This is a genomic window from Aquabacterium sp. (genome assembly GCF_029946005.1).
In the GTDB taxonomy this organism is placed as follows: domain Bacteria; phylum Pseudomonadota; class Gammaproteobacteria; order Burkholderiales; family Burkholderiaceae_C; genus Aquabacterium.
Window position 1 is genome coordinate 72,339 of the sequence record NZ_JAQSDR010000030.1, and the last position, 23,060, is coordinate 95,398.

At 63.9% G+C, this 23,060-nt stretch carries 23 protein-coding genes; 11 read left to right on the forward strand and 12 right to left on the reverse strand.

Annotated features, from left to right (window positions below; genetic code table 11):
* Positions 1-35: 35 nt before the first annotated feature.
* On the reverse strand, positions 36-1,853 hold the full coding sequence (locus PSV38_RS14510; RefSeq protein WP_300548587.1) for a hybrid sensor histidine kinase/response regulator: 1,818 nt from the start codon (positions 1,851-1,853) through the stop codon (positions 36-38).
* The gene (locus PSV38_RS14515) at positions 1,843-2,526 is read right to left on the reverse strand and encodes a response regulator transcription factor (protein WP_300548589.1); all 684 of its coding nucleotides are present in this window, start codon (positions 2,524-2,526) and stop codon (positions 1,843-1,845) included. Before PSV38_RS14515 ends, PSV38_RS14510 begins: the two co-directional genes overlap by 11 nt.
* A gap of 119 nt (positions 2,527-2,645) precedes the next feature.
* Between PSV38_RS14515 and PSV38_RS14520 the strand changes: the two genes are divergently transcribed.
* A complete protein-coding gene (locus tag PSV38_RS14520; RefSeq protein WP_300548591.1) occupies positions 2,646-3,443 on the forward strand; it encodes an SPFH domain-containing protein in 798 nt (265 codons plus the stop codon).
* A 10-nt stretch (positions 3,444-3,453) separates the two neighbouring features.
* Here the strand turns inward: PSV38_RS14520 and PSV38_RS14525 are convergent, their stop codons facing one another.
* A complete protein-coding gene (locus tag PSV38_RS14525; RefSeq protein WP_300548593.1) occupies positions 3,454-4,713 on the reverse strand; it encodes a pectin acetylesterase-family hydrolase in 1,260 nt (419 codons plus the stop codon).
* Positions 4,714-4,808: 95 nt separating this feature from the next.
* Positions 4,809-5,270: a ribonuclease HI family protein gene (locus PSV38_RS14530; RefSeq protein WP_300548595.1), complete on the reverse strand. Its 462-nt coding sequence runs from the start codon at positions 5,268-5,270 to the stop codon at positions 4,809-4,811.
* 44 nt (positions 5,271-5,314) lie between these two features.
* Between PSV38_RS14530 and PSV38_RS14535 the strand changes: the two genes are divergently transcribed.
* From PSV38_RS14535 to PSV38_RS14575, 9 genes are all read left to right on the forward strand, one after another.
* A complete protein-coding gene (locus PSV38_RS14535) occupies positions 5,315-5,878 on the forward strand; it encodes a pseudouridine synthase (protein WP_300548596.1) in 564 nt (187 codons plus the stop codon).
* A gap of 56 nt (positions 5,879-5,934) precedes the next feature.
* Complete coding sequence (locus tag PSV38_RS14540; RefSeq protein ID WP_300548598.1) at positions 5,935-6,114, forward strand: hypothetical protein; 180 nt, start codon at positions 5,935-5,937, stop codon at positions 6,112-6,114.
* The gene (locus tag PSV38_RS14545; RefSeq protein ID WP_300548600.1) at positions 6,114-7,418 is read left to right on the forward strand and encodes a DUF445 domain-containing protein; all 1,305 of its coding nucleotides are present in this window, start codon (positions 6,114-6,116) and stop codon (positions 7,416-7,418) included. Before PSV38_RS14540 ends, PSV38_RS14545 begins: the two co-directional genes overlap by 1 nt.
* Before the next feature lie 8 nt (positions 7,419-7,426).
* Positions 7,427-8,884, forward strand: coding sequence for a TldD/PmbA family protein (locus PSV38_RS14550; protein ID WP_300548602.1), 1,458 nt, complete (start codon positions 7,427-7,429; stop codon positions 8,882-8,884).
* A gap of 14 nt (positions 8,885-8,898) precedes the next feature.
* Positions 8,899-10,233: a metallopeptidase TldD-related protein gene (locus PSV38_RS14555; RefSeq protein ID WP_300548604.1), complete on the forward strand. Its 1,335-nt coding sequence runs from the start codon at positions 8,899-8,901 to the stop codon at positions 10,231-10,233.
* A 46-nt stretch (positions 10,234-10,279) separates the two neighbouring features.
* Positions 10,280-11,176 (forward strand): dienelactone hydrolase family protein, encoded by an 897-nt coding sequence (locus PSV38_RS14560; RefSeq protein ID WP_300548606.1) that lies wholly within the window; start codon positions 10,280-10,282, stop codon positions 11,174-11,176.
* Positions 11,177-11,222: 46 nt separating this feature from the next.
* The gene (locus PSV38_RS14565) at positions 11,223-12,302 is read left to right on the forward strand and encodes an EndoU domain-containing protein (protein ID WP_300548607.1); all 1,080 of its coding nucleotides are present in this window, start codon (positions 11,223-11,225) and stop codon (positions 12,300-12,302) included.
* A 39-nt stretch (positions 12,303-12,341) separates the two neighbouring features.
* Positions 12,342-12,527 carry a hypothetical protein gene (locus tag PSV38_RS14570; RefSeq protein ID WP_300548608.1) on the forward strand — a complete coding sequence of 62 codons (186 nt, stop codon included), beginning with the start codon at positions 12,342-12,344 and terminating at the stop codon, positions 12,525-12,527.
* Positions 12,528-12,628: 101 nt separating this feature from the next.
* Complete coding sequence (locus PSV38_RS14575; protein ID WP_300548775.1) at positions 12,629-13,720, forward strand: NDP-sugar synthase; 1,092 nt, start codon at positions 12,629-12,631, stop codon at positions 13,718-13,720.
* A 15-nt stretch (positions 13,721-13,735) separates the two neighbouring features.
* Here PSV38_RS14575 and PSV38_RS14580 read toward each other — a convergent pair whose 3' ends face one another.
* The 6 genes from PSV38_RS14580 to tesB form a co-directional block, all read right to left on the reverse strand.
* Entirely contained in the window at positions 13,736-15,178 is a 1,443-nt protein-coding gene (locus PSV38_RS14580; RefSeq protein ID WP_300548610.1) for a CHAD domain-containing protein, read from the reverse strand.
* Position 15,179: 1 nt separating this feature from the next.
* On the reverse strand, positions 15,180-16,364 hold the full coding sequence (locus PSV38_RS14585) for a hypothetical protein (protein WP_300548612.1): 1,185 nt from the start codon (positions 16,362-16,364) through the stop codon (positions 15,180-15,182).
* Positions 16,361-18,301 carry a bifunctional metallophosphatase/5'-nucleotidase gene (locus PSV38_RS14590; protein WP_300548614.1) on the reverse strand — a complete coding sequence of 647 codons (1,941 nt, stop codon included), beginning with the start codon at positions 18,299-18,301 and terminating at the stop codon, positions 16,361-16,363. The genes PSV38_RS14585 and PSV38_RS14590 overlap by 4 nt, the downstream gene beginning before the upstream one ends.
* A gap of 39 nt (positions 18,302-18,340) precedes the next feature.
* A complete protein-coding gene (locus PSV38_RS14595; RefSeq protein ID WP_300548615.1) occupies positions 18,341-18,949 on the reverse strand; it encodes a hypothetical protein in 609 nt (202 codons plus the stop codon).
* Between the two features lie 97 nt (positions 18,950-19,046).
* On the reverse strand, positions 19,047-20,339 hold the full coding sequence (locus tag PSV38_RS14600) for a glycerophosphodiester phosphodiesterase (RefSeq protein WP_300548617.1): 1,293 nt from the start codon (positions 20,337-20,339) through the stop codon (positions 19,047-19,049).
* A 47-nt stretch (positions 20,340-20,386) separates the two neighbouring features.
* Positions 20,387-21,259, reverse strand: coding sequence for an acyl-CoA thioesterase II (tesB, locus tag PSV38_RS14605; protein ID WP_300548618.1), 873 nt, complete (start codon positions 21,257-21,259; stop codon positions 20,387-20,389).
* A 30-nt stretch (positions 21,260-21,289) separates the two neighbouring features.
* Here tesB and PSV38_RS14610 point away from each other — a divergent pair, with 30 nt between their 5' ends.
* On the forward strand, positions 21,290-22,339 hold the full coding sequence (locus PSV38_RS14610) for a universal stress protein (protein ID WP_300548621.1): 1,050 nt from the start codon (positions 21,290-21,292) through the stop codon (positions 22,337-22,339).
* Here the strand turns inward: PSV38_RS14610 and PSV38_RS14615 are convergent.
* Together PSV38_RS14615 and PSV38_RS14620 are read right to left on the reverse strand one after the other, a co-directional pair.
* A complete protein-coding gene (locus PSV38_RS14615) occupies positions 22,336-22,752 on the reverse strand; it encodes a TerB family tellurite resistance protein (protein ID WP_300548624.1) in 417 nt (138 codons plus the stop codon). The genes PSV38_RS14610 and PSV38_RS14615 overlap by 4 nt on opposite strands.
* Before the next feature lie 38 nt (positions 22,753-22,790).
* Positions 22,791-23,057, reverse strand: coding sequence for a zf-TFIIB domain-containing protein (locus PSV38_RS14620; protein WP_300548626.1), 267 nt, complete (start codon positions 23,055-23,057; stop codon positions 22,791-22,793).
* Between the last annotated feature and the right edge of the window lie 3 nt (positions 23,058-23,060).

Here is a 23,060-nt window from a genome sequence, read left to right on the forward strand (position 1 = left end):
CCCCCGTTCAAGGCTGCCCTGGCGGGTTAGGCGCACTAACCCGAGCGGGTAGTGCTCTGGTGCAAGGCCTGCAGCAATTGCTCACGGTCCAGCGGCTTGTGCATCAAGCGGATGCCCTGCTCTGCGGCCCGGGCCTGGATCTGCGGATCGAGGTCGCCGGTCACCAGGATCGCGGGGAACTCGTCGCCCAGTTCATGGCGCAGCTCGGCGATCGCATCGAAGCCGCTGTAGGAATGGCTCAGGCGGTAGTCGCAGATGACGACGCAAGGCCCAAGCTCCTGCTCGGCGGCTTGCTGCACCAGCGCCATCGCGTTCTCGCCACCCAGGGTGCGGTAGCCACTGTGCTGGAGCACCGTCACCACGGCGTCCAGCACAGTGGCCTGATCTTCGATGACGAGCACGCAGTCGTGATCACCCAGCGTCGTGGCCGCATCGACCTGCGAAACGGGGACCTGGGGTGGCTGCGCTTGCCCTGGCTCAAACGCGATGTCAAAGCAGGAGCCCCGGCCCAGCCTGGAATGCAGCGCCACGCGGGTGCCTGTCAAGGCCACGAGCCTGCGCACCACGCCCAGGCCCAAACCCAAGCCATCCTGCGCACGCCGCGCGGTGTTCTGCACCTGGAAGTAATCGTTGAAGACCTTGGGCCGATCGGCCCGCGAGATCCCCATGCCCGTGTCCCACACCTGGCAGTGGACCAGGCCACCCCGGCGGCGCGCCCGCAAGCGCACCTCGCCATGCTGGGTGTAGCGCACCGCGTTCTCCAGCAGATTGCGCAGCATGCGTTGGGCCAGCACGGCGTCGGTCCAGAGCCAGTCGTCCGTGGGGTGCACGGACCAGCGCAAGCCCTTCTCGCTGCAAGCCAGCGCGAACTCCTGGTCCAGTGAGGTGAACAGGTCGCGCACCGACACGTTTTGCGGCTGGCACGCCACCTTCTGCGCTTCGATGCGGGCCACGTCGAACATGCGCTCGAACAAATGCCGCATGGAGGTCAGCGCGCCGCCCAGCTTGTCGGCCACCTCCATCTGATAAAGCGAGGTGAGCTGCTTGCGCAGGTGGTCGCTCAGCAGTTGCAGGCTGTACAGGGGTTGTCGCAGGTCATGGCTGGCGGCGGCGAAGAACTCGCTCTTCTCGCGGTTGGCCTGGTCGGCCTGGGCCTTGGCGCGCGTCACTTCGTCCACCTCGCGGGCCAACTCTTCAACCAGCACCGCATTGCGCTGGCGCGTGCGCGCAGCCTCGAACAAGCGGATCGAAATAGCACGGCCTGCCAACCAGCCATTGATGCAGGCCGCCACCAGCAACACGGCGATGTAGTGGTCGGCCGAGCTGCCGTGCCACATCAAGGCCACCAGCAAGCTGAGCACGACGGGCGCGGTGCCCACCATGGCCAAGCCAAAATCTTCGATCGCGTAGAACGTCAGGCCGTAGGTGAACACCACCACGGTGATCAGCAGGGGCAGTTGCCACTCAGGCGTCAAGCCGCCATACAGCAGTGCGCACAGCACGCCGCCAGACACCCCGTGCACAGCGCGCCACCCCAGCAGCAAGGCGCGCCAGCGTCCGTAGTTGCCGGCGTGCAATTGAATCTGCCTGAAGCGAACCGCCAGCAGCGTCACTGCGGCGCACACCAGAATCATGCAAGCCCAGGGCAGCAGCCACTGCGCCATGGGCAGGTTTGACTTGGTGATCAGCAAGCCCATCAGCAGCAAGCCCACGATCTGCATGGGCAGGGCTTTGGGATGGTTGCGCCAGCCGTTGCCCAAGATGTCGATCCAGATGGCGGCCTCTTGCTGGGGCAAGCCCCGCAGCGACAGGCACAGCAACCGACTGTCCTGGCGCGAAGGCTCAGGCGACATGCGGGCTTGGGTTCGCACAGGCCAGGATCAAATGCACCCGGCTGCTGACCTTGTGGGCCCGCAACAAGGCACTGACGTGCAGCTTGACCGTCTCCGAGCTGATGCCCAGCTCGTTGGAGATGACCTGGTTGGAGAAGCCCTTGAGCAGCAGGCGCAGCACTTCACCCTGGCGCGGTGTCAAGCGCACCAAGGATGCACTGAGGGCAGCAGGCTTGTCCACCACCGACAAGCGGCCCGAGACCTGCCAGAGCAATTCACGCGGGAAGTAGATGCCACCACTGGCCATGGCCGAGATGCCCTGCACGAACTGATCAAGGTCGCCATGCTTGGGCACAAAAGCGGCGGCGCCTTGTTGCAGGCATTGCATGGCCAGTTGGTCGTCGTCGGTGCCCGAGACCACGCCCACCACCACGTTGGGCGCCACGGCCTTGATCCTTTGCAGCGTCTCCAGACCGCGGCTGTCGGGCAAGTGCAAATCGAGCAACACGGTGTCGATGGAGGGCCCGTGCTCGCCCTGCAAGGTTTCAATGGCCTGCTGCAGGCTGCTGGCCTCGAACAGGCGGGCCTGGGGACGGGTGTCGCTGAAAACGCGCACGATGCCCTCGCGGATCAAGGCGTGGTCGTCCACGATCAGATAGGCGTCGCCCCGCACAGCGGAAGGCTGCGTGCTCATGATGTCCCAATTTCCATGGACTCAAGTGTACGGGCCCAGGCGGGGCGGGCAAAGGCATGCTGGCATGATGCCCGGCAAATCCACCCCCTCATTTGAGTAGAACCGGAACCGGGAGTCCCATGAAAAAACGCTTCAGCACATTGGCCATCGCCTCCGCCGTCGCCCTGTCGGGCTGCACCCGCATCGAAACCGGGGAGGTGGGCTTGCGCATCAACTTCGACAAGACCACCGACCCGGTGGAGCGCCTGCCGGGCTCGTTCAACCAAACACTGGTCGGCCGCATCCTCACCTTCAAGATCCAGGACGTGGCCGTGGGCGTGGACAACATGACGCCGCTGGCCTCGGACAACTCCACGGTCAAGGACTTCGACATGACGGTGGTCTACAACGTCAACCCCTCGGCCGTGTCCGAGCTGTGGACCACCAAGAACCGCACTTTTCACGGCATGGCGGAGCACAACGACGACATCCTGCTGATGCAGAACTACGTGGCACTGAGCGCCCGCAATGCCGCCTACAAGGTGGCCCGCGCCTACGAGTCGCTCAAGATGTCGGACAACCGCCCGCTGATCGAACAGCAGATCCGCGAGAACATCATCAAGACGCTGACCGAAGAAAAGCTGGCCGACAAGATCACGGTCTCGCAGGTGCAGGTGCGCGCGATCACGCCGGCCGATGTCATCGTCAACAGCGCCAACGAACTGGTCCGCGCGCAGAACGAGCTCAAGACCAAGGAAGTGGAAGTGCAGACCGCCAAGAAAGAGGCCGAGCGCATCGCGGCCTTGAACGCCAACGCAGGCGCCATCGGCTACATGAATGCGATGGCCAACCTGAAGATCGCCGAAGGCGTCGCCTCCGGCAAGGTTCACACCATCGTCGTGCCCTACGACTTCAAGGGCATCGTCAACGCGAAGTGACCGTGGTCCATCAATACCCCAGCGAGGCCAGGATGGGGTTGATCAAGCTGCCCCAGAAGCCGGGGAAGGCCTCTTGCTTGACCTGTGCCACCTCCACCACGCGCAAGGGCGTGCCGGTGCCATCGAGCAGGTTGTCGATGAAGTTGCTCACGTTCTTCAGGTTCGATTCCTTGATCGCCGTGCCCCCGAAGGTGAGCGTGGTCAGGCAGTGCGAGTTGATGATGTCGCGGGCGTAGGGCACGTAGTAGCCCACGTTCTGGTGCGGCTGGATGGCACCGATCCAGTGGCCAATGTCCTGCCGCCACTTGACGTTCAGCAACTGGGCCTTGGCATCCCCCGTGGCCGCCGCGATCTCGGGGTTGAACTTGGTGTACGAAAAATCCGAGTACACACCGTCCTGCTGGAACAACGCGTAGCCCAGGCGATCCTGAGGGAAGATCTTGGCCAGGCCCGTGGTCATCGAGCCCAGGTTGTTGGCATCGCCCGCGTCCGGGTACTGCGTCAGCAGCTTGGTGACCAAACCATTGGGGCCATCCAGGCCCCAGGCCACGCGGATCTTGTTTTGCAAAGGCAGCGAAGGGTACTGCGCGGCGGTGCCGGCACGGGGCGCCGGGTAGAGCGGGCCCGAGTCGGCCAGCATGGCGGACTTCTTGGGATTCAGCGCATTGCGGATCACGCCATAGTTGGCGGTGGCCCCTGCCCCACCGGCCGAAAATCCAGCCACCAGCAGTTGGTCAGGACGTGGCATGTTGGCCTTGAGCCAGGCGGCCACGCCCTCGCTGTTGATTGAGCCCCGGTGCAGGTAGGCCAGGGGCTTGGTCGGGTCGGCATCGGCGTACACGGCCGTGGCGTTGCCGGTGTGGACATCACCAGTGCAATACGGCACGAACACGATGTTCCAGCCTTGCGTGCGCACGGTTTGCAGCGGGTTCACGCGCGAGGTGAAGGGCGTGGACAACTGGTGTGGCAGCTCCGCCATGTAGTTGCTGGGAACGCCATCGGGGTTGGAGGCCGACAGCAGGTCGCCGCCCAGGCAGGACTTCTGATCCCAACAAGCGCCACCACCCTCGTAGACCACGATGGTGCGGTTGGTCAGGGGCGTGCGGTTCACGAAGAAGCGGTAAGGGGTGCCATTGCCGCACGAAGCGCCCGAGGCCACGGGCAGCTCGACGGTCTGCCAGGAAAAATAAGTGACCGCGTGGGCGGCGAAGGCCGTGCCGGCCAAAGCCAGGGTGGTCAGGCTCCGCGCCACTGACTGCTTGCTGATCATGGGTGTGCTCCGTTGTGACAACTTCACGGATTGGATCAGGAACACCCGTGCCAGCGTCTGCGGGTTTCTGCGGAATGGCGGCGATCCGCCCCTCCTCAACGCCTGCGCTTGGACGCCTTGGCCAGCGGCTTGAGCGGCAACCCCATGGCCGCACGCGCCAAGGCATCTGCTTCCACATTGCGGTGCCGAGGTATCCAGCGCAAGCTGGCCTGCTCAAACGCCGCCAGCAGCGCCCGGGCTTCGTCAAACAGGGCGGCCAGCCGCGCAATGGGCTTGCTGCGCGCATCGGTGAGCTGCTCCACCAGCACGCTGTTGTCGCTGTAGGCACAGAGCTTGGTCACCCCGCGCGACTTCAAGGCCTCAAGCGCCGCCATCAGGGCCCGCAATTCCGCCTCGTTGTTGCAACCAATCGCGTGAGTGGCCTGAGAAAAGCGGTGGCTCACGCCATCAGGGTCGGTCATCACCACGCCCAGGCCCATGCGGCCGGGGTTGGGCACCGCGCTGCCGTCGCAGTGAACGGTCCAGAAGTCAAGGGCGGGCAAAGCAAGGTGGGTCATGTCGGCACGCTATCAGAAAAGGGGATCACCGCTAGGATGTCGCCATGAACCCCGCCCCTGCTTCGCGCCTGATCCGTTTCAATAAGCCTTATGGCGTCCTCAGCCAGTTCACCGACGAAGGACGCTGGCGCGGCCTGAAGGAGTTCATCGACTTGCCTGGCGTTTACGTGGCCGGGCGGCTGGATGCCGACAGCGAAGGCCTGCTGCTGCTCACCAGCGATGGCCAGCTGCAGGCGCGCATCGCCGACCCGCGTTTCAAGATGGAGAAAACCTATTGGGTGCAGGTTGAAGGGGTACCCGACGAAGCCGCCCTGGCGGCCCTTCGGCAAGGCGTGGCGCTGAAAGACGGCCTCACCCTGCCGGCCCTGGCCCGCTTGCTGGACGAGCCACCGGCCATCTGGGACCGAGCCCCCCCCATCCGCGTGCGCCAGGCCATCCCCACGGCATGGGTGGAGCTGGTGATCCGAGAGGGCCGCAACCGTCAGGTGCGTCGCATGACGGCCGCCGTGGGCTTTCCCACGCTGCGGCTGATCCGCGCGGCCATCGGCCCCTACGCCCTGGATGGGTTGAAGCCGGGGACCTGGCTGGACGCCGCCCCCATCGCCTGAGTGGCATAGGCCCCGGGTATCCTCCTTGTTCAAACACAAATCAAGGTGAGTCCCCCATGCCCGAGATTGCTGCTTCTCTGGAAAACCTGGCCGCCGCCTGCACGGCCATGGCCACCAACCTGGCCTTCGAGCGTGGCGCACATGCCGTGACCTTGCAGGCCTCGCACATGGGAGAAGCCATCTACCGGCGCCTGGGTTACCGCGAATACGGGCGCACCGCGCGGTGGAGCCGCTGATGCCGTCGAGCCACTCAGCCGCCGAAGACCCGCGCGCCAAGCCACTTCGGCGCATGCAGGCCCTCGCCCTGGGTTTGCTGCTGCTGGCCATCGCCGGCCTGGCGCTCAGCCAGTGGATGGGGGGCCAAGGCGCCTGGGCGTGGACCAAGGCCTTTTGCGAAGCCGCCGCCGTGGGTGCCCTGGCCGACTGGTTCGCGGTGGTCGCCCTGTTCAGGCGGCCACTGGGCCTGCCCATTCCCCACACGGCCATCATCCCCGCCAGCAAAGGCCGCATCGCCGACAGCCTGGCCGTGTTCGTGCGCGACCATTTCCTGGATCCGCAAACCCTGCTGTCCAAGCTGTCGGTGTTCGACCCCGCCGCTCGCCTGGGCCAGTGGGTCAGCGAGCCGGACAATGTGAAGCAACTCAGCGCTTCGGCCCGGGCCATTGCGCTGGAGGCGCTCGACTTGCTGGACGAAACCGCCGTTCGGCAAGCGATCCACCAGTTCGTGGTGGCCAAGGTGCGCACCTGGAACGCGGCCTCTTTGGGCGGCGATGTGCTGGGCCTGCTCACCAAGGATGGTCGGCACCACGAAATGCTGGACGCAGCGTTGCTGAACCTGGGCAACTACCTCGACAACCCGGAGACCCGGCAAAAGCTGTCAGGCCTGATGGTCAAGCACGCCCGCAGCGAGTGGCCCAAGATCATCAAGGCCGTCAACATCATCAAGTCCGTCGACGACCTGGGCGACAACCTGGCCGACCGGCTGGCGGTGGCGATCATCAGCGAGATGCGAGAGGTGATGTCCGATCCTCAGCACCCGGTTCGGGTGCAATACGAAGACTGGTTGCAAAGCTTCATCGAGCGCCTGAAAAACGAGCCCGCGCTGATTGACCGCGTCAACGAGATCAAGATGACGATCATCGACCACCCCGCCCTGCATGACTACGTCAACGGCTTGTGGGCAGAGATCCACGCTGCACTCAAGCGAGACCTGGCCAAGGAAACGTCATCCATGGGCCGCTACCTGGAGCAAGGCCTGCTGCGCATGGGGCAAAAATTGGCCGAAGACGGTCACTTGCGCGAGGCCATCAACACGCACGTGCTGTCCGCCGCCGAGAAACTGGCCGGCACCTTGCGCACCACCCTGACCACCCACATCGCCACCACCGTCAAGGGTTGGGACGAGCGCCAACTGGTGGACCAGATCGAGTTGAGCGTGGGCCGAGACCTGCAGTTCATCCGCATCAATGGCACCTTGGTCGGTGGGCTGGTGGGGCTGGCCTTGCACGCGCTGACGACGCTCCTGCTGCCCTTGACCTGAAAGAACAAATGCTGGACCAACTTTCAAACCACGCCCACCAGGCCGCACCGGCAGGGGTCGATCATTGGGCAGTGCGAGGCGTGAGCGAGCGCAGCCAGCGCCTGTTGGTGAGGCAGGACATCGCGCAGCCACCCGCCGTGCTGCGCGACGACGGTGCCATGGTGACCGTGATCGCAGGCGGCGGGCTGGGCTATGCCGCCACCAGCGACACCTCGGTGGCTGGGCTGAAGGCCGCCTTTGCCCGAGCCCAAGAGTTGGCCCAAGCCACTGCGGGCATCACCGTGTTCGACCCCAGCCAACTGCGCATGCCCCAGCCGACAGGCCGCTACGACAGCGTGGTGGCGCGCGACAGTGCGCACATGAGCCTGGCCGACAAGTTCGAGCTGCTGCGCGCTGTCAGCACTGCCACGCGGGTGGACGAGCGCATCGTTGATTGGCAAGCGAGCTTGTGGACCGTGCAGGTGGATCAACTTCACCTCACCAGCGATGGCGCCCAGGCCGAGCAACACTGGCAGATGCTGACCCCGTCCATCCAGGCCACGGCGCAGGTCAAGGGCGTGACGCAAACCCGCTCGTCGGCGGGACAGTACAACGGCTTTTGCCAGCAAGGCGGCCTGGAAGTGATTGAGCGCTCGGGTTTTCGCACCGACGGGCCCCGCGTGGCGCAGCAAGCCATCGAGATGGCCACGGCCCCCACGTGCCCCACCGGCCTCATGGACCTGGTCCTCATGCCCGATCAGATGATGCTGCAGATCCACGAATCCATTGGCCACCCGCTGGAGTTGGACCGCATCCTGGGCGACGAGCGCAACTTCGCAGGCACCAGCTTCGTCACCCTCGACATGTTCGGCCACTACCGCTATGGCAGCGACCTGCTCAATGTGTCGCACGACCCGCAGCAAGCCCACGAGTTCGCGGGCTTCGCCTTCGACGACGACGGCACCAGCGCGCAAAGCCAGCGCATCATCGAAGGCGGCATCTTGAAGCAAGCGCTGGGCGGGGCCATCTCGCAGTCGCGCGCACAGGCCCTCGGCTTCAAGCTGGGCGGCCTCGCCACCACGCGGGCGTCATCTTGGAACCGCGCCCCCATCGACCGCATGAGCAACCTCAACGTCGAACCCGGCGATGCCAGCCTGGCGCAGATCATCGCCTCGGTCGACCATGGCGTGCTCATGCACACCAACTGCTCCTGGAGCATCGATGACTCGCGCAACAAGTTCCAGTTTGGCTGTGAATACGGGCAAATGGTCCGCCACGGCCAGTTGGCCGAGGTGGTGCGCAACCCCAACTACCGCGGCGTGTCGGCCACCTTCTGGCGGTCGCTGGCCATGGTGGGCGATGCCAGCACCTTCCAGGTGATGGGCACCCCGTATTGCGGCAAAGGCGAGCCCTCTCAGATCGTCCGGGTGGGCCACGCCGCCCCGGTGTGCAAGTTCACCGACGTGTCGGTTTTTGGCGGAGCCTGAAGAAGACCATGTCCATGAACCTGACCGATCGCCACTACCTCGACACGCTGGCCGATGCCGTGCTCGATGCCACCCCGGCAAGCTTGCACTGCAGCCTGCACATCGCCGCTGAAGACAGCACCTTCATCCGCTTCAACCACGCGAAAGTGCGCCAGGCCACGCAAGTCAGCCAGGCCTACGCCACCTTGACCTTGACCCAAGGCGCGCGCTGCGCCGAAAGCACCCTGACCTTGGCCGGTGATTTGAAGCGCGACACCGCCTTGCTGTTGGCCGCGCAAACGGCGCTGAACCACGATCTGCCCTTCCTGCCGGAAGACCCTCACCTGCTGCGGCCCGACGGCGCAGCCACGACCTGCCGCGATGAGCCGGGCACACTGCCCAGTGCCCGCACCGTGATCGACGCGGTGGCCTCACATGCCCAAGGCCTGGACCTGGTGGGCTTCATGGCCAGTGGCCCCCTGGTGCGCGCCTATGCCGACAGCCGTGGGCAACGCCATTGGCACCGCGTGGACACCTTCAGCTTCGACTGGTGCCTCTACCATGCCACCGACAAGGCCATCAAAGCCGTGCAGGCCGGTCAGCACTGGTCGAGCGATGCGTGGGCAAGGCAACTTCAGCAAGGTGCCGCGCATCTGCCACTGCTGGGCCTGCCGCCCAAGGCCTTGCCCCCCGGCCGCTACCGAGCTTACTTCGCCCCTGCGGCCGTGTCCGACCTGCTGGGCACGCTGGCCTGGGGCGGTTTCAGCCAGAAGGAACAAGCCGTGGGCACCTCTCCGCTGATGCGCTTGGTGCGCGGTGAAGCCAGCTTGCATGCCAGCGTGCACCTGACCGAAGACACCGGCCGCAGCATCGCCCCGGCCTTCACGCCCGAGGGCTTCACCGGCCCCGGCCCCGTGCCGCTGGTAAGCCATGGGCAACACACCGGCAGCCTGTGCTCGCCACGCTCGGCCCTTGAGTTCGGCTTGCCCACCAACGGCGCACTGGCTGGCGAGAACCCGCAGGCGCTGAGCCTGGCCCCCGGCACCCTGCCCGAGGCCGATGTGCTCCAAGCCCTGGGCACGGGCCTGTACATCAGCAACTTGCACTACCTGAACTACAGCGACCGCCAGCATTGCCGCGTCACCGGCATGACCCGCTTCGCCTGCTTCTGGGTAGAGAACGGCGAGCTGGTGGCACCGCTGCAGGTGATGCGCTTCGACGACGACCTGCTGAACCTGCTTGGCCCCCGCCTGATCGCGTTGACCGATCGGGCCGAGGTGCACCAAGACACCAACACCTATGGGCAACGGCAACTCGCGTCCATCACCACACCCGGCGTTCTGGTCGAGGGCTTTGAGTTGACCTTGTGATTCCTGTTGCCATAATCATTGACCACCACGCCACTGATCGGACCCTATGAAGCTCATGGACTACGGCCGCAAGGCCATCGATTTTCGCAATCCCCCGGCTGCCACGCCTGAATCCAACGGCTTCTCGCGTCGGGGTTTCGTGGTGACCTCGCTGGCCACCGGCTTTGCCTTGGCCTCAGAGCCCCTGCTTGCCCAAGCCATCAGCACCGACACCAAAGGCCTGGTCGTCAGTGAGGTGCAAGTGCCCAGCGCCGATGGCAAGGTGCCCGCTTATGTGGCCCGCCCCGCCAAAGCGGGCAAGCACCCCGTGATCCTGGTGGTTCAGGAAATCTTTGGCGTGCACGAGCACATCAAGGACATGTGCCGCCGTTTCGCCAAGCTGGGTTACTACGCGATCGCGCCCGAGATGTTCGCGCGCCAGGGCGATGTCTCCAAGATGACCGACATCGGGGCCATCCTGAGTGAGGTCGTGTCCAAGGTGCCTGATGCCCAGGTGTGCGCCGACCTCGACGCCGCCGTGGCCTTCGCCAAAGCCAGCGGCCACGCCAATGCCGACCACGTGGGCCTGGTGGGTTACTGCTGGGGCGGCCGCACAGCCTGGGTCTATGCCTTGCACAACCCCAAGCTCAAGGCGGCCGTGGCCTATTACGGTTTGCTCGAAGGCATGAAGTCGCCCATCAAGCCACGCGATCCCATCGAGTTCGGGGCCGAGGTCAAAGCGCCCGTGCTGGGCTTGTACGCGGGCAAAGACGCTTACGTGAAACCCGAGGCCGTTGCCAAGATGCGCGAAGGCGTCGCCAAGTCAGGCAGCGGCTCCGAGATCGTGGTGTTTCCCAACGTGGACCACGGCTTCAATGCCGACTACCGGCCCACGTACGACAAGGCCGCCGCCACCTATGCCTGGAAGCTGACCCGTGACTGGTTGAAAGACCACGGTGTTTGACCCCGGCGCCTGACATCCAGGCGTCACATTGGACTGGGATGCTCAAGTGGCGAGAACAACGCTCGTCTGCCTGACGCTCATCGGGGTGGCCTCCAGCAGCAGCGCGCAGGCGCTGTTTGTGGAGCCCGTCCGTTTCCAGGTGACCAAGTCTTGCAAAGCCAGCGAGGGCATCAGCAAGGGTAAAGGCGCCTTGCATGTCCGCGCAGGCCAGACATTCCAGGCCTACGGCGAGAACGCCACAACCCAGGGCACCCATGCCTACATCGCGACCCCGGGCAGTCGCCGCTGGCTGCCGCTGAGCTGCGGAAAATACAACGCGGACCGGCCGCCTTTCACCTCCGCCCCCGGGGGCAGTGGCCCCGGCGAACCTGGCCCCCAGACCTGCCTGCCGTTTTTTGACCACGAAGACAACCCGGTGAGGGTGAAGAACAACCCCAGCGCCGACATCACACCGCCGCCACCAGCAATCGACGCCTTTGGCGAGGCCGTGAACCAAATGTGCGGCCCTTCCGGCAAGGTCACGGGCCGCGTCGAGTTCGTCAAGCTCATGAAGGCCCACCCCGAAGTGCTCACCGACCTGATGAGCTTCACCAGTGGCAAGGTGTTCGGCGACACGGCCCCCACCCAGGATCAGGATGCGTACCTGCAAGACCTGGTCAAGGCCTGGTATGACGTGCACGCCTTCGACCACATCTTCTGCGGCGAGACCGAGATCGACCCAAAAATCGGCGGCCTGCACTACCAGGGCCGCTACCAGCAACTGCAGAAGACCGGCGAAGCCTGTCGCCAGCCCAATTTCTCGATGAACGAAGTCACGCCCGGCAGCATCTACTCGATGGGCGTGAAGATGAAGAAAGCCAACGGTCGGTGGATCTCGCATGAGATCAAAGGCTATGCCCTCACCTTCAGCGCCGCCGACATCCTCAAGGCCGCCACGCGGGCCTTCTCGGAGAACCCGACGCCCAGCAGCGACAGCGTGGCCTGCCTTCAGCAGGTGGCGGATGGCCCAGAGAACTACGCGACCGTCTTCGTGCGGCGCAAGCAGGGCATTCGCACCTTCTACCCTGATGCCACACCCGACACCTCGGGCACCCAGCAGTGCAAAAGAGGGTGGGCGCTGAACTGAACCGGCGCGGGCACGCCAGTTCGCAGGGAGGGAACGCCCATGACCGATTTCGAAAGCAAGGCATTGGCGAACGGACTCACGGTCAAGGGGTCTGCTACCCCGGGTCAGACCACTGTCTCGCTGGCCCCCACCACCCGTCAACGCAGGCTTCACGCGGGGCTTTGCCTCCTCTGTGCGGTGGAGGCCCATGTCAAGGCGCGCGATCGGGCCTGGTTCATCCCATGAGGTCTTGACCTGTCACCAAGCTGACGCCAATTTCTGGTTTGATGGGATGACAGTGCCCATGCATCAGCATCAACCAGACCCACAGTGACATGACCAAAGCAATGATCTTGGCCGCAGGCCAGGGAACACGCATCCGGCCCTTGACCAAGCGAACACCCAAACCCATGATCCCCATCCTGGGCAAACCGGTCCTGGAGTACCTCATCGAGCTGCTGGCCCGCTATGGCGTCAAGGAAATCATGGTGAACGTGGCTTCCAACCATTGGAAGATTGAAAACTATTTCGGTGATGGGCACCGCTGGGGCGTCGAAATCGGCTACTCCTACGAAGGGGTGCGTGAGCATGGCGAGATCATGCCCAAACCCCTGGGCTCGGCGGGCGGTATGCGCAAAATCCAGGACTTCAGTGGCTTCTTTGACGAGACCACCATCGTGCTGTGTGGCGATGCCATCATCGATCTGGACATCCATGCGGCGCTGATCGAGCATCACGCCAAAAAGGCGATGGCCAGCGTGGTGACCTTGGAGGTCGCTGAGGATCAAGTCAGTAACTACGGCATCGTGGTAGCCGATCGTGAAGGCAAGGTCACCTCCTTTCAAGAAAAGCCCAAGGCCAGCAAAGCCAAATCGAACCTGGCCAGCACCGGCATCTACATTTTCGAGCCCGCCATTCTGGAGATCGTGCCACCTGGCGTGGAGTTCGACATTGGCAGCCAATTGTTTCCCTTGATGGCTGAACAAGGGTTGCCGTTTTACGCGCAGCGTCAAACCTTCAACTGGATCGACATCGGCCGCGTCAGTGACTACTGGTCGGTGTGCCAGCGGGTGCTGCGCGGAGAAATGGCAGACATGCGCATGCCAGGCACAGAGGTCAGGCCGGGCGTGTGGGTGGGTCTGAACACGCGCATCGACTGGAACACCGTCAACATCACCGGGCCGGTGTACATCGGCGCCGGGTCTTGCATTGAATCAGGTGTGACCATCGAGGGGCCAAGCTGGATTGGGCACGGCTGCACCTTGCGCAAGAACAGCACCGTGGTCAGAAGCACCTTGTTTGAGTACACGCGTTTGAGTGAAGGCGCCACACTCAACGAGGTCATTGCCTCGCCGCAGTACTGTGTGGACCGCCATGGCCACACCACCTACCACGGCGATGAAAGCACCACCTTGCGTTGGGGAGACGCGCGCGCTTAAAGCAGCTTCGAGGCGCTAGGCCCAGAACCTGTCTGAGTTGCTGATCTGCTTCAAGGCGTGGCGACAAATTTCCGCCGTGTGGACCTGGTTGGCCGACAGCCAGCCCACCGCAAACCATGCCCCCGCATCCGTGGGCGGATGTCGTTGCCAGGCCTCCAGGACGACCGCATCGTCGTTGTGCGCCCCCAGGGCATCCTGGGCAGGGCGAAGGCGTTGAAGATAACGCTCGACCTTGCCTTGCTTGAACAGCGGTTTGGCGAACTCTGCGAGATAGCGAAGCCTCTTCAAAAGCTTTCGCACGCGGTGCTGCTGCTCGATGGGCAATTGGGTGAAGCACCGACCGTCGGACATCACCTTGACGTGAAGCTTGTTGAGCTTCTTCGCGAACACCCTACGGGATGAAGGGCACTTTCCAAGCGGATCCACCTTCCGCCGAAGGCTGAAAGCCAACACACCCAGCAGCGCGGTTTGAAAGCCTGGGTCACGAACCGCCAGGCTGGGCGCCACGGCCACCGTCATCGGTGGCGGCCAGGAGGCCACTTCGGGTGCCCCGGCGGCCAGCAAGCGTGGCTGCAGGTTCTTGGCCATGGACTCCTGATCTCGACACACCCCCAACTGGCGGAAGGTGCCCGACAAAGGCGTTTCCCACGAGGGATCCACATCTGGCGCCAAGCCACCCACCTCTCGCAGCACGGTGCGCAGGCGCCGCAAGCCCACGCGCAACTGGTGCACCTGCTCCGAGTCCTCACTCCCTGCGGCCACTTTGCTGGCGTTCGGCAAAATCTGCCAAAGGCAGTGACGGACCATCGCCCGCAACTGCTGATCGCCCTCATCATCAGGATCAAAATTGACCTTCAACGCTTTGGTGACGGGCGTGGACTCAAGGCTCAGCCAAAGATGGTGCTCGTGGACCAAGCGCTTCGCCAATTCGAACATGTGCTCGGAACTGCCGCCCGATTGGAGCTTGATCGCCAGCTCGCAGATCGGAAGCTTTTTTCCGGCCGCCTCCATGGTGCCCACGTCGAAAGCGATTTCCAGGTGTTCATCGGCCAACTCGATGTGTCGTGCGCGGCGCGAAACCTTCACCAGAAAGCGCTCCACCAGCACGGGCCATTGCGGCGAATCGGGGGATGTGAGCGCGCGCTCCAAGGCTTCACGCGCCCCGGGCGAGCCGTGCCTGTCAAGGTCAACGGAGGGGATGCCTTTGGGGGCACGTACCGCGACGCTGTCTTCCAGGCGATGCACCGGGCTGTCCCCGCTGGCCTTCAAGGTCTGAACCCATCGCCGGCCTTCGCGGCGCAATCGCAACGCCAGGCCACTGGCTGACAAACGCCCGTCCTCCGTGTCGAAGTAATGAGCCGAACGGCTCACGGCCGGTGCCCGCGTCAGCTCCAACGCACCCAGCACTTCAGCTTTTCGGACGGGCGGCACTTCCAGCTTGAGTTCAAATTCAACCATGTCAATATCTTGACACAAGCACTTGCAGACTGCTCTTCATCGCGCGCTCGTACAACTCGTCAGCCGCGAGTGGGGATGGTCGCGGCTCCACCGCCTGGGCGCCAAAGCGCTCGCCGAACCGGTGGCGCAAGGCACCCGCCAAAATCATGCGGTCAAAACCCTGCCCCAGTGCCAGTCCGACCAGGCGCCCACCCTGGTCATACACCGGGCCGCCGCGCGGGCCACTGCCGGGCAACTCGACACCAAGGCGCCGCAAGCCCGCCACCGCCCCCGGCACGGGCGTGCCCAGAAAACCCGGCCGCATCACAGGCCAGGCAGGCAAGCCACTGGCATCGATCGGGTAGTCGATGGCGAAGGCGGGCGAGCCGGGGAATGCGTCTCGCGGCGGCACGAGCTCCCCACCAGCCACAGGCAGTGGCTGCGACAAGGTCAGCAGCACCAGCCCCAAAGATTCGTCCTGTTGATCCACCAAGGCCGCCACTGTCTGCCCCAAGCCATTGCGCAACCAGATCGATCCAGCAGGCGGCAAGGCGGCACGCGGTGCCAGCGCGTGCCGCCCATCGGCCAGCAGCAAGGCCGTGCCCGCCGCCCTGGCATCACGGCCCACCGTCACGCCCGTGGCGAAAGGCGCCAACCGGGCTGGCAGGGACAGCAAGGCGCCCTCTGCCAACAACGCACCGGTGTCAAAGCGTTGGCGCGCCGCCTTCACCATCGGGTGATCAGGCGCGCTGGCTTCGGCTTGCTGGAGGGTTTGCTCGGCCATGGCCACCTGGCCACCCAGGTTCAACAGCCAGGCGTAGAACACCCTGCCCTCCACCTCATCAGCATGAACGCCTGCGGTGTGGGCCGCAAAGGCCAGTGCTGGCCGGTACTCCCCCGCTTGCATGTGGGTGCGCAGGATGCCCAACTCGATGTGGGCGGCATGGGCCTGAAGCGCAGCCTGCTCGAAGGCCTGCCGCGCACCTTCCACGTCACCGGTGTGAAGGCTGCTCTCGCCCTTGACCAGCAGGCGCTCACGCTCGGCCAGTGACTGTGGCGTGCTGCCCGCCTCCTCATCATGGTGATGAAGATGCGGAGGGTGCTGGGCAGAGGGTGCCCCGGTTGGCGCGGGGCCAGCCACCCCCAAGGATGACGCCACGCTCAGCGCGACGGCCCACCCCACGGGCCAGCGGCGAGCGATGATCACTGCCGCGTGATCCGAGGCTTGGCCAGCACGGCGCTCAAGGGGTTGTAGGCCGGGTTGGGGCTCTTGAAGGCGGCCAGATACGCCGTCAGCGCATCAATGTCTTGTGCGCCGCCCAACTGGGCCGCACCACCCAGGAAGACGCCGTAGCCGTCACCGCCGGTGGCCATGAAGTTGTTCACGGTCACGCGGTAGGTCTTGGTGGGGCTGTGCACCACGCCCCCCAGAACCAGGACCTCGGTGGGGCCAGTCACCACCGGCGGTGTCACCGTCACATCCGTCGGGGTGAGCGTCACCTCGGTGATGCGGGTGCCGCAGGTGCCGGCCGAGTTCCAGGTGTACTTCAGGCCATTGGAGACTTGCATGATGCGGTTGGCCGTCTGGCCATTGCAGCCACTGAACTGCTGCTCCAGCACATCCTTGAGCTGCTGGGCCGTCAGCGTCAACGTCACCAGGCTGTTGCCGAAGGGCTGGGTGGTGAAGGCATTGCCGTAGGTCAGGTCGTAGGGATAGGTGCCTGCGGCGTTGACGAAGCCGGGGTTGCGCACGCCACCGGCGTTCATGAAGGCGATGACGGCACCGCCCAGGCTGGCCGGCTGCGTTGCGGCCAGTTGGGCATCCGCGATCAGGTCACCCGCCTCCATCTCACCGGCGGTGTTCGCGCCGTTGCTCATGGGGCCTGTGATGGTGGCGATGACCGCATTGGCCAGCGGTGAGGCGGCGGCCTTGTAGGCGCTCACCACGTCCTTGACCTCAGGGTGGGCGGCAATGGCGTTGTTGATCGCGGCATCGGTGCGGTCCACCAACACATTGCGCGGGCTCACGGCCACGATGTCGCGTGTGGCGGGATGGATGGTCACGTCCACCTCGGTCAGCACGCGGCCAAAGGCGCTGGAGCTGGTTACCGGCACCAGACGGCCAACCTTGTTGGGCAGGCCGGCAGCACGGGCCGTCGTCACGGCATTGCTCAGCGAGGTCCCACGCACATCCATGGTGTTGGCCGAGCAGTTGTAGGCCGTGTGCGTGTGGCCGCTGATCACCAGGTCCACCGCATTGTCCAGCCGCTTGACGATGGCGCGCAGGTCGGAATCGGTGCCGTCGGCATTTTTCAGATCGCCGGTGCAGCCGTTGATGTCGCTGGTGATGGCTTGGTTTGACAGGCCCGTGACCTGGTTCTGAAAACCACCCTGGTGCAACAGCACCACGATGGATTCAATGCCCTGGGCGCGCAGGCGAGGAACCAGGGCGTTGACCGTGTCCGCTTCATCCTGAAAGCTCAGCCCGGCCACACCCGTGGGCGTGACGATGCCGGGGGTGCCCTTGAGGGTCATGCCGATGAAGGCCACCTTCACGCCGTTGAACGTCTTCACGCCATAAGCCGGCAGCAAGGGCTTGCCAGTGGCCGAGTCCAACACATTGGCCGACAGCCACTTGTACTTGGCCCCATCGAAGCTGCCCGCCACAGCAGAGCCGAAGCCCTTGCAGCTGTTGGGCTCTTGCACGCTGCCATTGAACTTGCAGCCACCGCTTTGCAGTCGCTTGAGTTCGTCCTTGCCCTTGTCGAACTCGTGGTTGCCAACCGCGTTGAACTCCACGCCGATCTTGTTGAGCGTTTCCACGGCAGGCTCATCAAAGAACAAGGCAGAAATCAGCGGTGTGGCGCCGATGAAGTCACCCGCGCCCACCACCACGTTCAAGGGATTGGTCGACTTCATGCGCGCCACGTAGGCCGCCATGTACTCGGCACCCCCAACGGCCGGACGGCTAGCCGTCGGCACCAGCGTGTTGACACCGAAGGTGCCCGGCGTTTCCAGGTTGCCGTGGTAGTCATTGAAGCCAATGATCTTGACGGTAAAGGAGGGCTTGGGGGCGGTGGTCTGGGCGGTGACACCGGCCGAGCAGGCCAGCGCCAGGCTGGCGCACAAGGTACGAACGATCATGTGGAAACTCCCGGATGGATGTGGATCAGCGCGAAGGGGTCAGCGCAACGAGGTGCGGCGCGAGGAGACCAACCAGGCCAGGCCCAGCACGGCGAACACCAGCGTCGATGGTTCGGGAACGGCGCTCACGCTCAGCTTCAGCGCACCTGAGGTGGCATTGATCGGGCTGAGGCCACCGGCGCCGTCGTCCAGCATCAGGGACTGCGCCAGCACACCGCTGATGCTGTAGTGGCCCGCACCCAGGGTGAACACGCCATGACTGAACGCGCTGTTCAGCAAAGCGGCGTCATGGTCATCGCCGATGTCGGGGGCGCTGCCATACAGCTGAACAGGCACGCTGCTGGTGGCGCCCAGCAGGCTGCCATGGTTGAACACATTGAAGACATCACCTGCCAGGCTGGCATCCACCACGGTCAACTGGCCCACAAAGCCCGCGTCGATGGTGAAGGTGAAATCCAACGCCGTGCCGTAGCCGGAGGCGTTGGTGTCATCGTTGACGATCCACTCTGTGCCACCGGACACGGCGGCAAAGCTATCAACACCGAATGACTGCCATTGGCCATCAGCGGCCAAGGGTGTGGAGGTGGCATGGGCGGCCAGGGCCAAAGTGCTCAGTGCTGCCAGCAAGGCGGATTTGAGGGACGACATGACACGCTCCAGGTTGGGTGAAAGACTTGCTGTACATCAGACCAAGGCGGGATGACGCCTTGATGGATGACGCATGATCCGATCGAGGCACCTTGGGTCAGGACTTCGCCTCGCCAGGGGCACGGCGCTGGCGCTTCATGCCTGCGGCCACGGCCAAGCCCGCCAAACACAGCAGGGCGACCCCCGGCTCAGGCACGGCTGAGCGCGCGGCCACGCCGGTGGCGGTGAAGTCCGTGAACACGCCGTCCACGCCCAGCTTCAGGTAAGTCGCGATCTCCAGGGCAGGATCGGTGACGCCGTACTTTCCGGCATCGTCCCGGAACGTGTAGGCATGCACCAACAAGCCAGCCTCATGGGCCGCTTCGATCACGCCCGTGCTGCCATCAATGCGCCGGTCAGAAGCGGTGATCACGCCATCACCATCGCGGTCCACCCCATCGTCCACCGTCTTCAGCAAGTAAGGCTTCCACGGGCCAATGCCATCCGCGTACGTGGCAATCTCCGCCAGGCCTGCCTTGGTGAGCAGATCCGCGAAGGTCCTGGGGTCACCCCCCAGCACGAAGTCGTAAGGCTGGGCGTAGGGCGCCACCAGGCTCAGTGAGCCATCCGGCTTGACGTCATCGGCGTCGACCAACTGCACCAGGCGGAGGTTGGTTTGGCCATTGAGGTACTTCAGGTTGCTGACCTCGAACGACTGGATGAACACCGGCGCGGCGGCACTGTTGCCATAGGCGGCATGCAAGGTGCTCACCAGCTTGTCTTCCAGAACCCTGGCACCAAAGATGGCCGAATGGAAGGCCGAATGCTTGACCTCCGGGTAGATGCCGATGGAGCGCCCTGTCTGCACTGACTTGGCCTTGGCCAGGTTCACCACTTCTTGCAAGGTCGGGATCTCGTACAAACCGTTGAAGCTTTGGTCTCGCGAAGCGCGAGGCTGAATGGTGCGCAGGGTCTTGATCTCGGCCAAGGTGAAATCGCTGGCGAAATACGCTTTGGTCGACACGCCGTCCAGCACCCGGGTGGTTTGGCGATCCGCGCCAAACTTGCTCGCCACGTCGGTGGTGCCATCCAGAACGGGTTCATGGCGCGCGATCATGACGCCGTCCTTGGTCAGCACCACGTCAGGCTCGATGAAGTCCGCGCCTTGCTCGATGGCTTTGGCGTAGGCCGCCAGCGTGTGCTCAGGCAGCAGACCACTGGCGCCCCGGTGCGCAATGATGATGGGCGCTGCACCGCCCAGGGTGTTCCAGGTCTGCGCCTGGGCTTGGCCCATCAACCCCGCCGTGGCCAATGCGGCGATGACTGCTGTTTGCTTGACGATGTTCATGCGGGTGGTTCCATAAAAGCCAGCGCCGAATGGCGTGATCTGGCTTTTATAGAGACGCGACATGTCAAACCTTTGACATTGACTGCAGCAAGGTCAAGCAGCCAAACCCATCAATACTTTTCCGGCACCTCCCGCAAGCGCATCAGGCCTTCCTGCGCCACGGTGGCGACCAGCGCGCCACCCTGCGTGAAGATGCGCCCGAAGTTCATGCCCCGCGAGGCCGATGCGTTGGGCGCGTCCATGTCGTAGAGCAGCCATTCATCGACCCGGAAATCGCGGTGGAACCACATGGCATGGTCCAGGCTGGCCGATTGCATGTTCGACTGAACGTAAGAGACCCCGTGCGGCAGCATGGCCGTGCTCATCAACACAAAATCAGAGGCGAATGCCAGGATGCACATGTGCAGCAGCGGATCGTCTGGCAAGCGGCTTTGCGCCTTCATCCAGTGGCAGCGCTGCGGCGCCTTCTTCACGGGCGCGAAGGGATTGACCGGGTCGATGGGCCGGATCTCGATGGGCCGCTCGCGCTCGAACACCGCGCGGATCTTCTCCGGGATCATGGGGGCGATCACCTTGCGCAATTCAAACTCGCTGGGGATGCCTTCCGGCCCTTCCACCTGCGGCATGGGCATCTGGTGCTCCAGCCCATCCTCATGCACCGCGAAAGACGCTGACATCAGGAAGATGTTCTCGCCGTGCTGGATGCCCTTCACATTGCGCGTGCAAAAACTCTTGCCATCGCGGATGTTCTCCACCTGGTAGACGATGGGCGCGGTGACATCGCCTGCGCGCAAAAAGTAACCATGCATGGAATGGGGCAGCCGGCCTTCCACGGTGCGCCCAGCGGCCATCAGGGCTTGGCCCAGCACCTGGCCACCAAAGACGTTCTTGCCAAAGAAGTTGCGGCTGGTGCCGCGGTAAATGCCTCGTTCGATGGTTTCCAGATCAAGCAGATCCAGCACTTCTTGCATCACATTGCTCATCATTCCTCCGGACAACAGGACTCGACTGTCATGGCCAACGATCTTGCCATGTTCCTCGGCAACGTCAATGCACATGCTCAGCGTTGCACCACCACCCTGACGCTACCGGTCGATGCCTCGCATGGCACCTGGTTCGTATTTTCCGAATTTCGACTCATGAAAGTTCTGCTTTTTCTTCTGGCTCATCAAGTCCACATTCGCCCATCCTTCTCACCATCACGAAAGACGCCCGCCATGCGCTCCTACCCTGTCGACATCCTCGCGGTCATTCAGACGTATCCCAATGGAAACGCGGAACGGTTTGCCACCCACGTTGCCGCGACTGCTCGGCATCTCAACGCCGAAGTTCATGCGCTCATTCTGCAGGCCGACTTCCCGCCCATCTCCAGCGCTCTTGGCAACCTGCTCATTGATGTGCCGTCGCTGATCGGCGGCGCGAAGGCCCAGTGCAGGGAGCGTGGCGAAGCGGTCGCCCAAGTTTTGTCAGCAGAACTGGCCTCACATGAAATCCCCTTGCGTCAAACCAATGTCGAGTGTCGGCCCGGTGCAGAGGGCGACACCGCGGCAAGCCTCGCGCGCTGCCACGACCTGGCGATGCTTGGCATCAATCCAGGCGATGTCACACAGCAGGCCACCGCAGAGGCGGTGGTCTTTGGCTCAGGCAGGCCAACCTTGCTCGTTCCCGAGAACTCGGCGCCCGCGACCTATGGGCACGTCATGATTGCTTGGGATGGCAGTCGCGTGGCGGCACGAGCGGTGTTTGACGCGCGTGAATTCCTTCAGCGTGCGCAAGCGGTCACGATCGTTTGCGTCACCGATGAGAAGGCCCTGCCGGATCCATCTACTGCGAGCCAACTGGCGCAATATCTGGCGCGTTGTGATGTTCAAGCAGAAGTCGCTTTGGTGAAGAGCCAAGGCCGACCCATCTCGGAAACCCTTCAGGAACATGCTCTTCAGATCGGAGCGGATCTGCTCGTGATGGGTGGGTTCGCCCATTCTCGTGTGAGGGACTTCGTCCTTGGGGGTGCCACGAGTGGCATCTTGAAGGATCTCCGCCTTGCGGTATTGCTATCCCACTAACCACGGGCTGGCAGCCGGAGCATCCAACGGTGCAAGCCCCAATGCTCGACGGCCGCCGTCAACACGATCGATTCACCCTCGGCCACCTGCGCATCGGCCTCGGCGATGTCAATGCACAGGCTCAGCAGCCTTCGGCGCAGCGTCGGATCTTCGATTTCGCCCATCAACCTGGCCAGCGTGCCCTCATCCACCGGGCAAGCGTCCGACCACTGCAGCTGCCCGCTCGACAAGAGGTCTTCGCAAAGGCTGTCGAGCACGGCGTGGAACTCCTGCCGGTCAACCCCCAACTGCTCGTGAATGGCCAGGCGGTCAAGGAGGTCGATCTCAGGCTGGCCGATGTCCCCGTCGGCCAAAACGGTCAGTGCGAGGATGCGGGCTGCGGCCTGCGGGCTGTCAATGGGATAGGTGCGCATGTGGCCTCCTTGGAGAAGTGACGCAGTCGGGGCCGAAGTCAATCGAAAATGTCGCTCAACCATGACTTCCTCCGGACGTTGCCTCGATTTCGCCCGTGCTGGTAGTCAGAATCCACGAACTCGGGCTGGCGCCCGTTGGTCGATGCGGTGGATCTGGAGGGCGTTGGCGAAGCCGAGCGTTCAATCAGCTTGTCGAGTTCGCCGCGGTCGAGCCAGACGCCCCGGCAAGTGGGGCAATAGTCGATCTCGACCCCCTGTCGATCGGTCATCACCAGCGCGGAGTCAGGGCAGGTAGGGCATTTCATGGT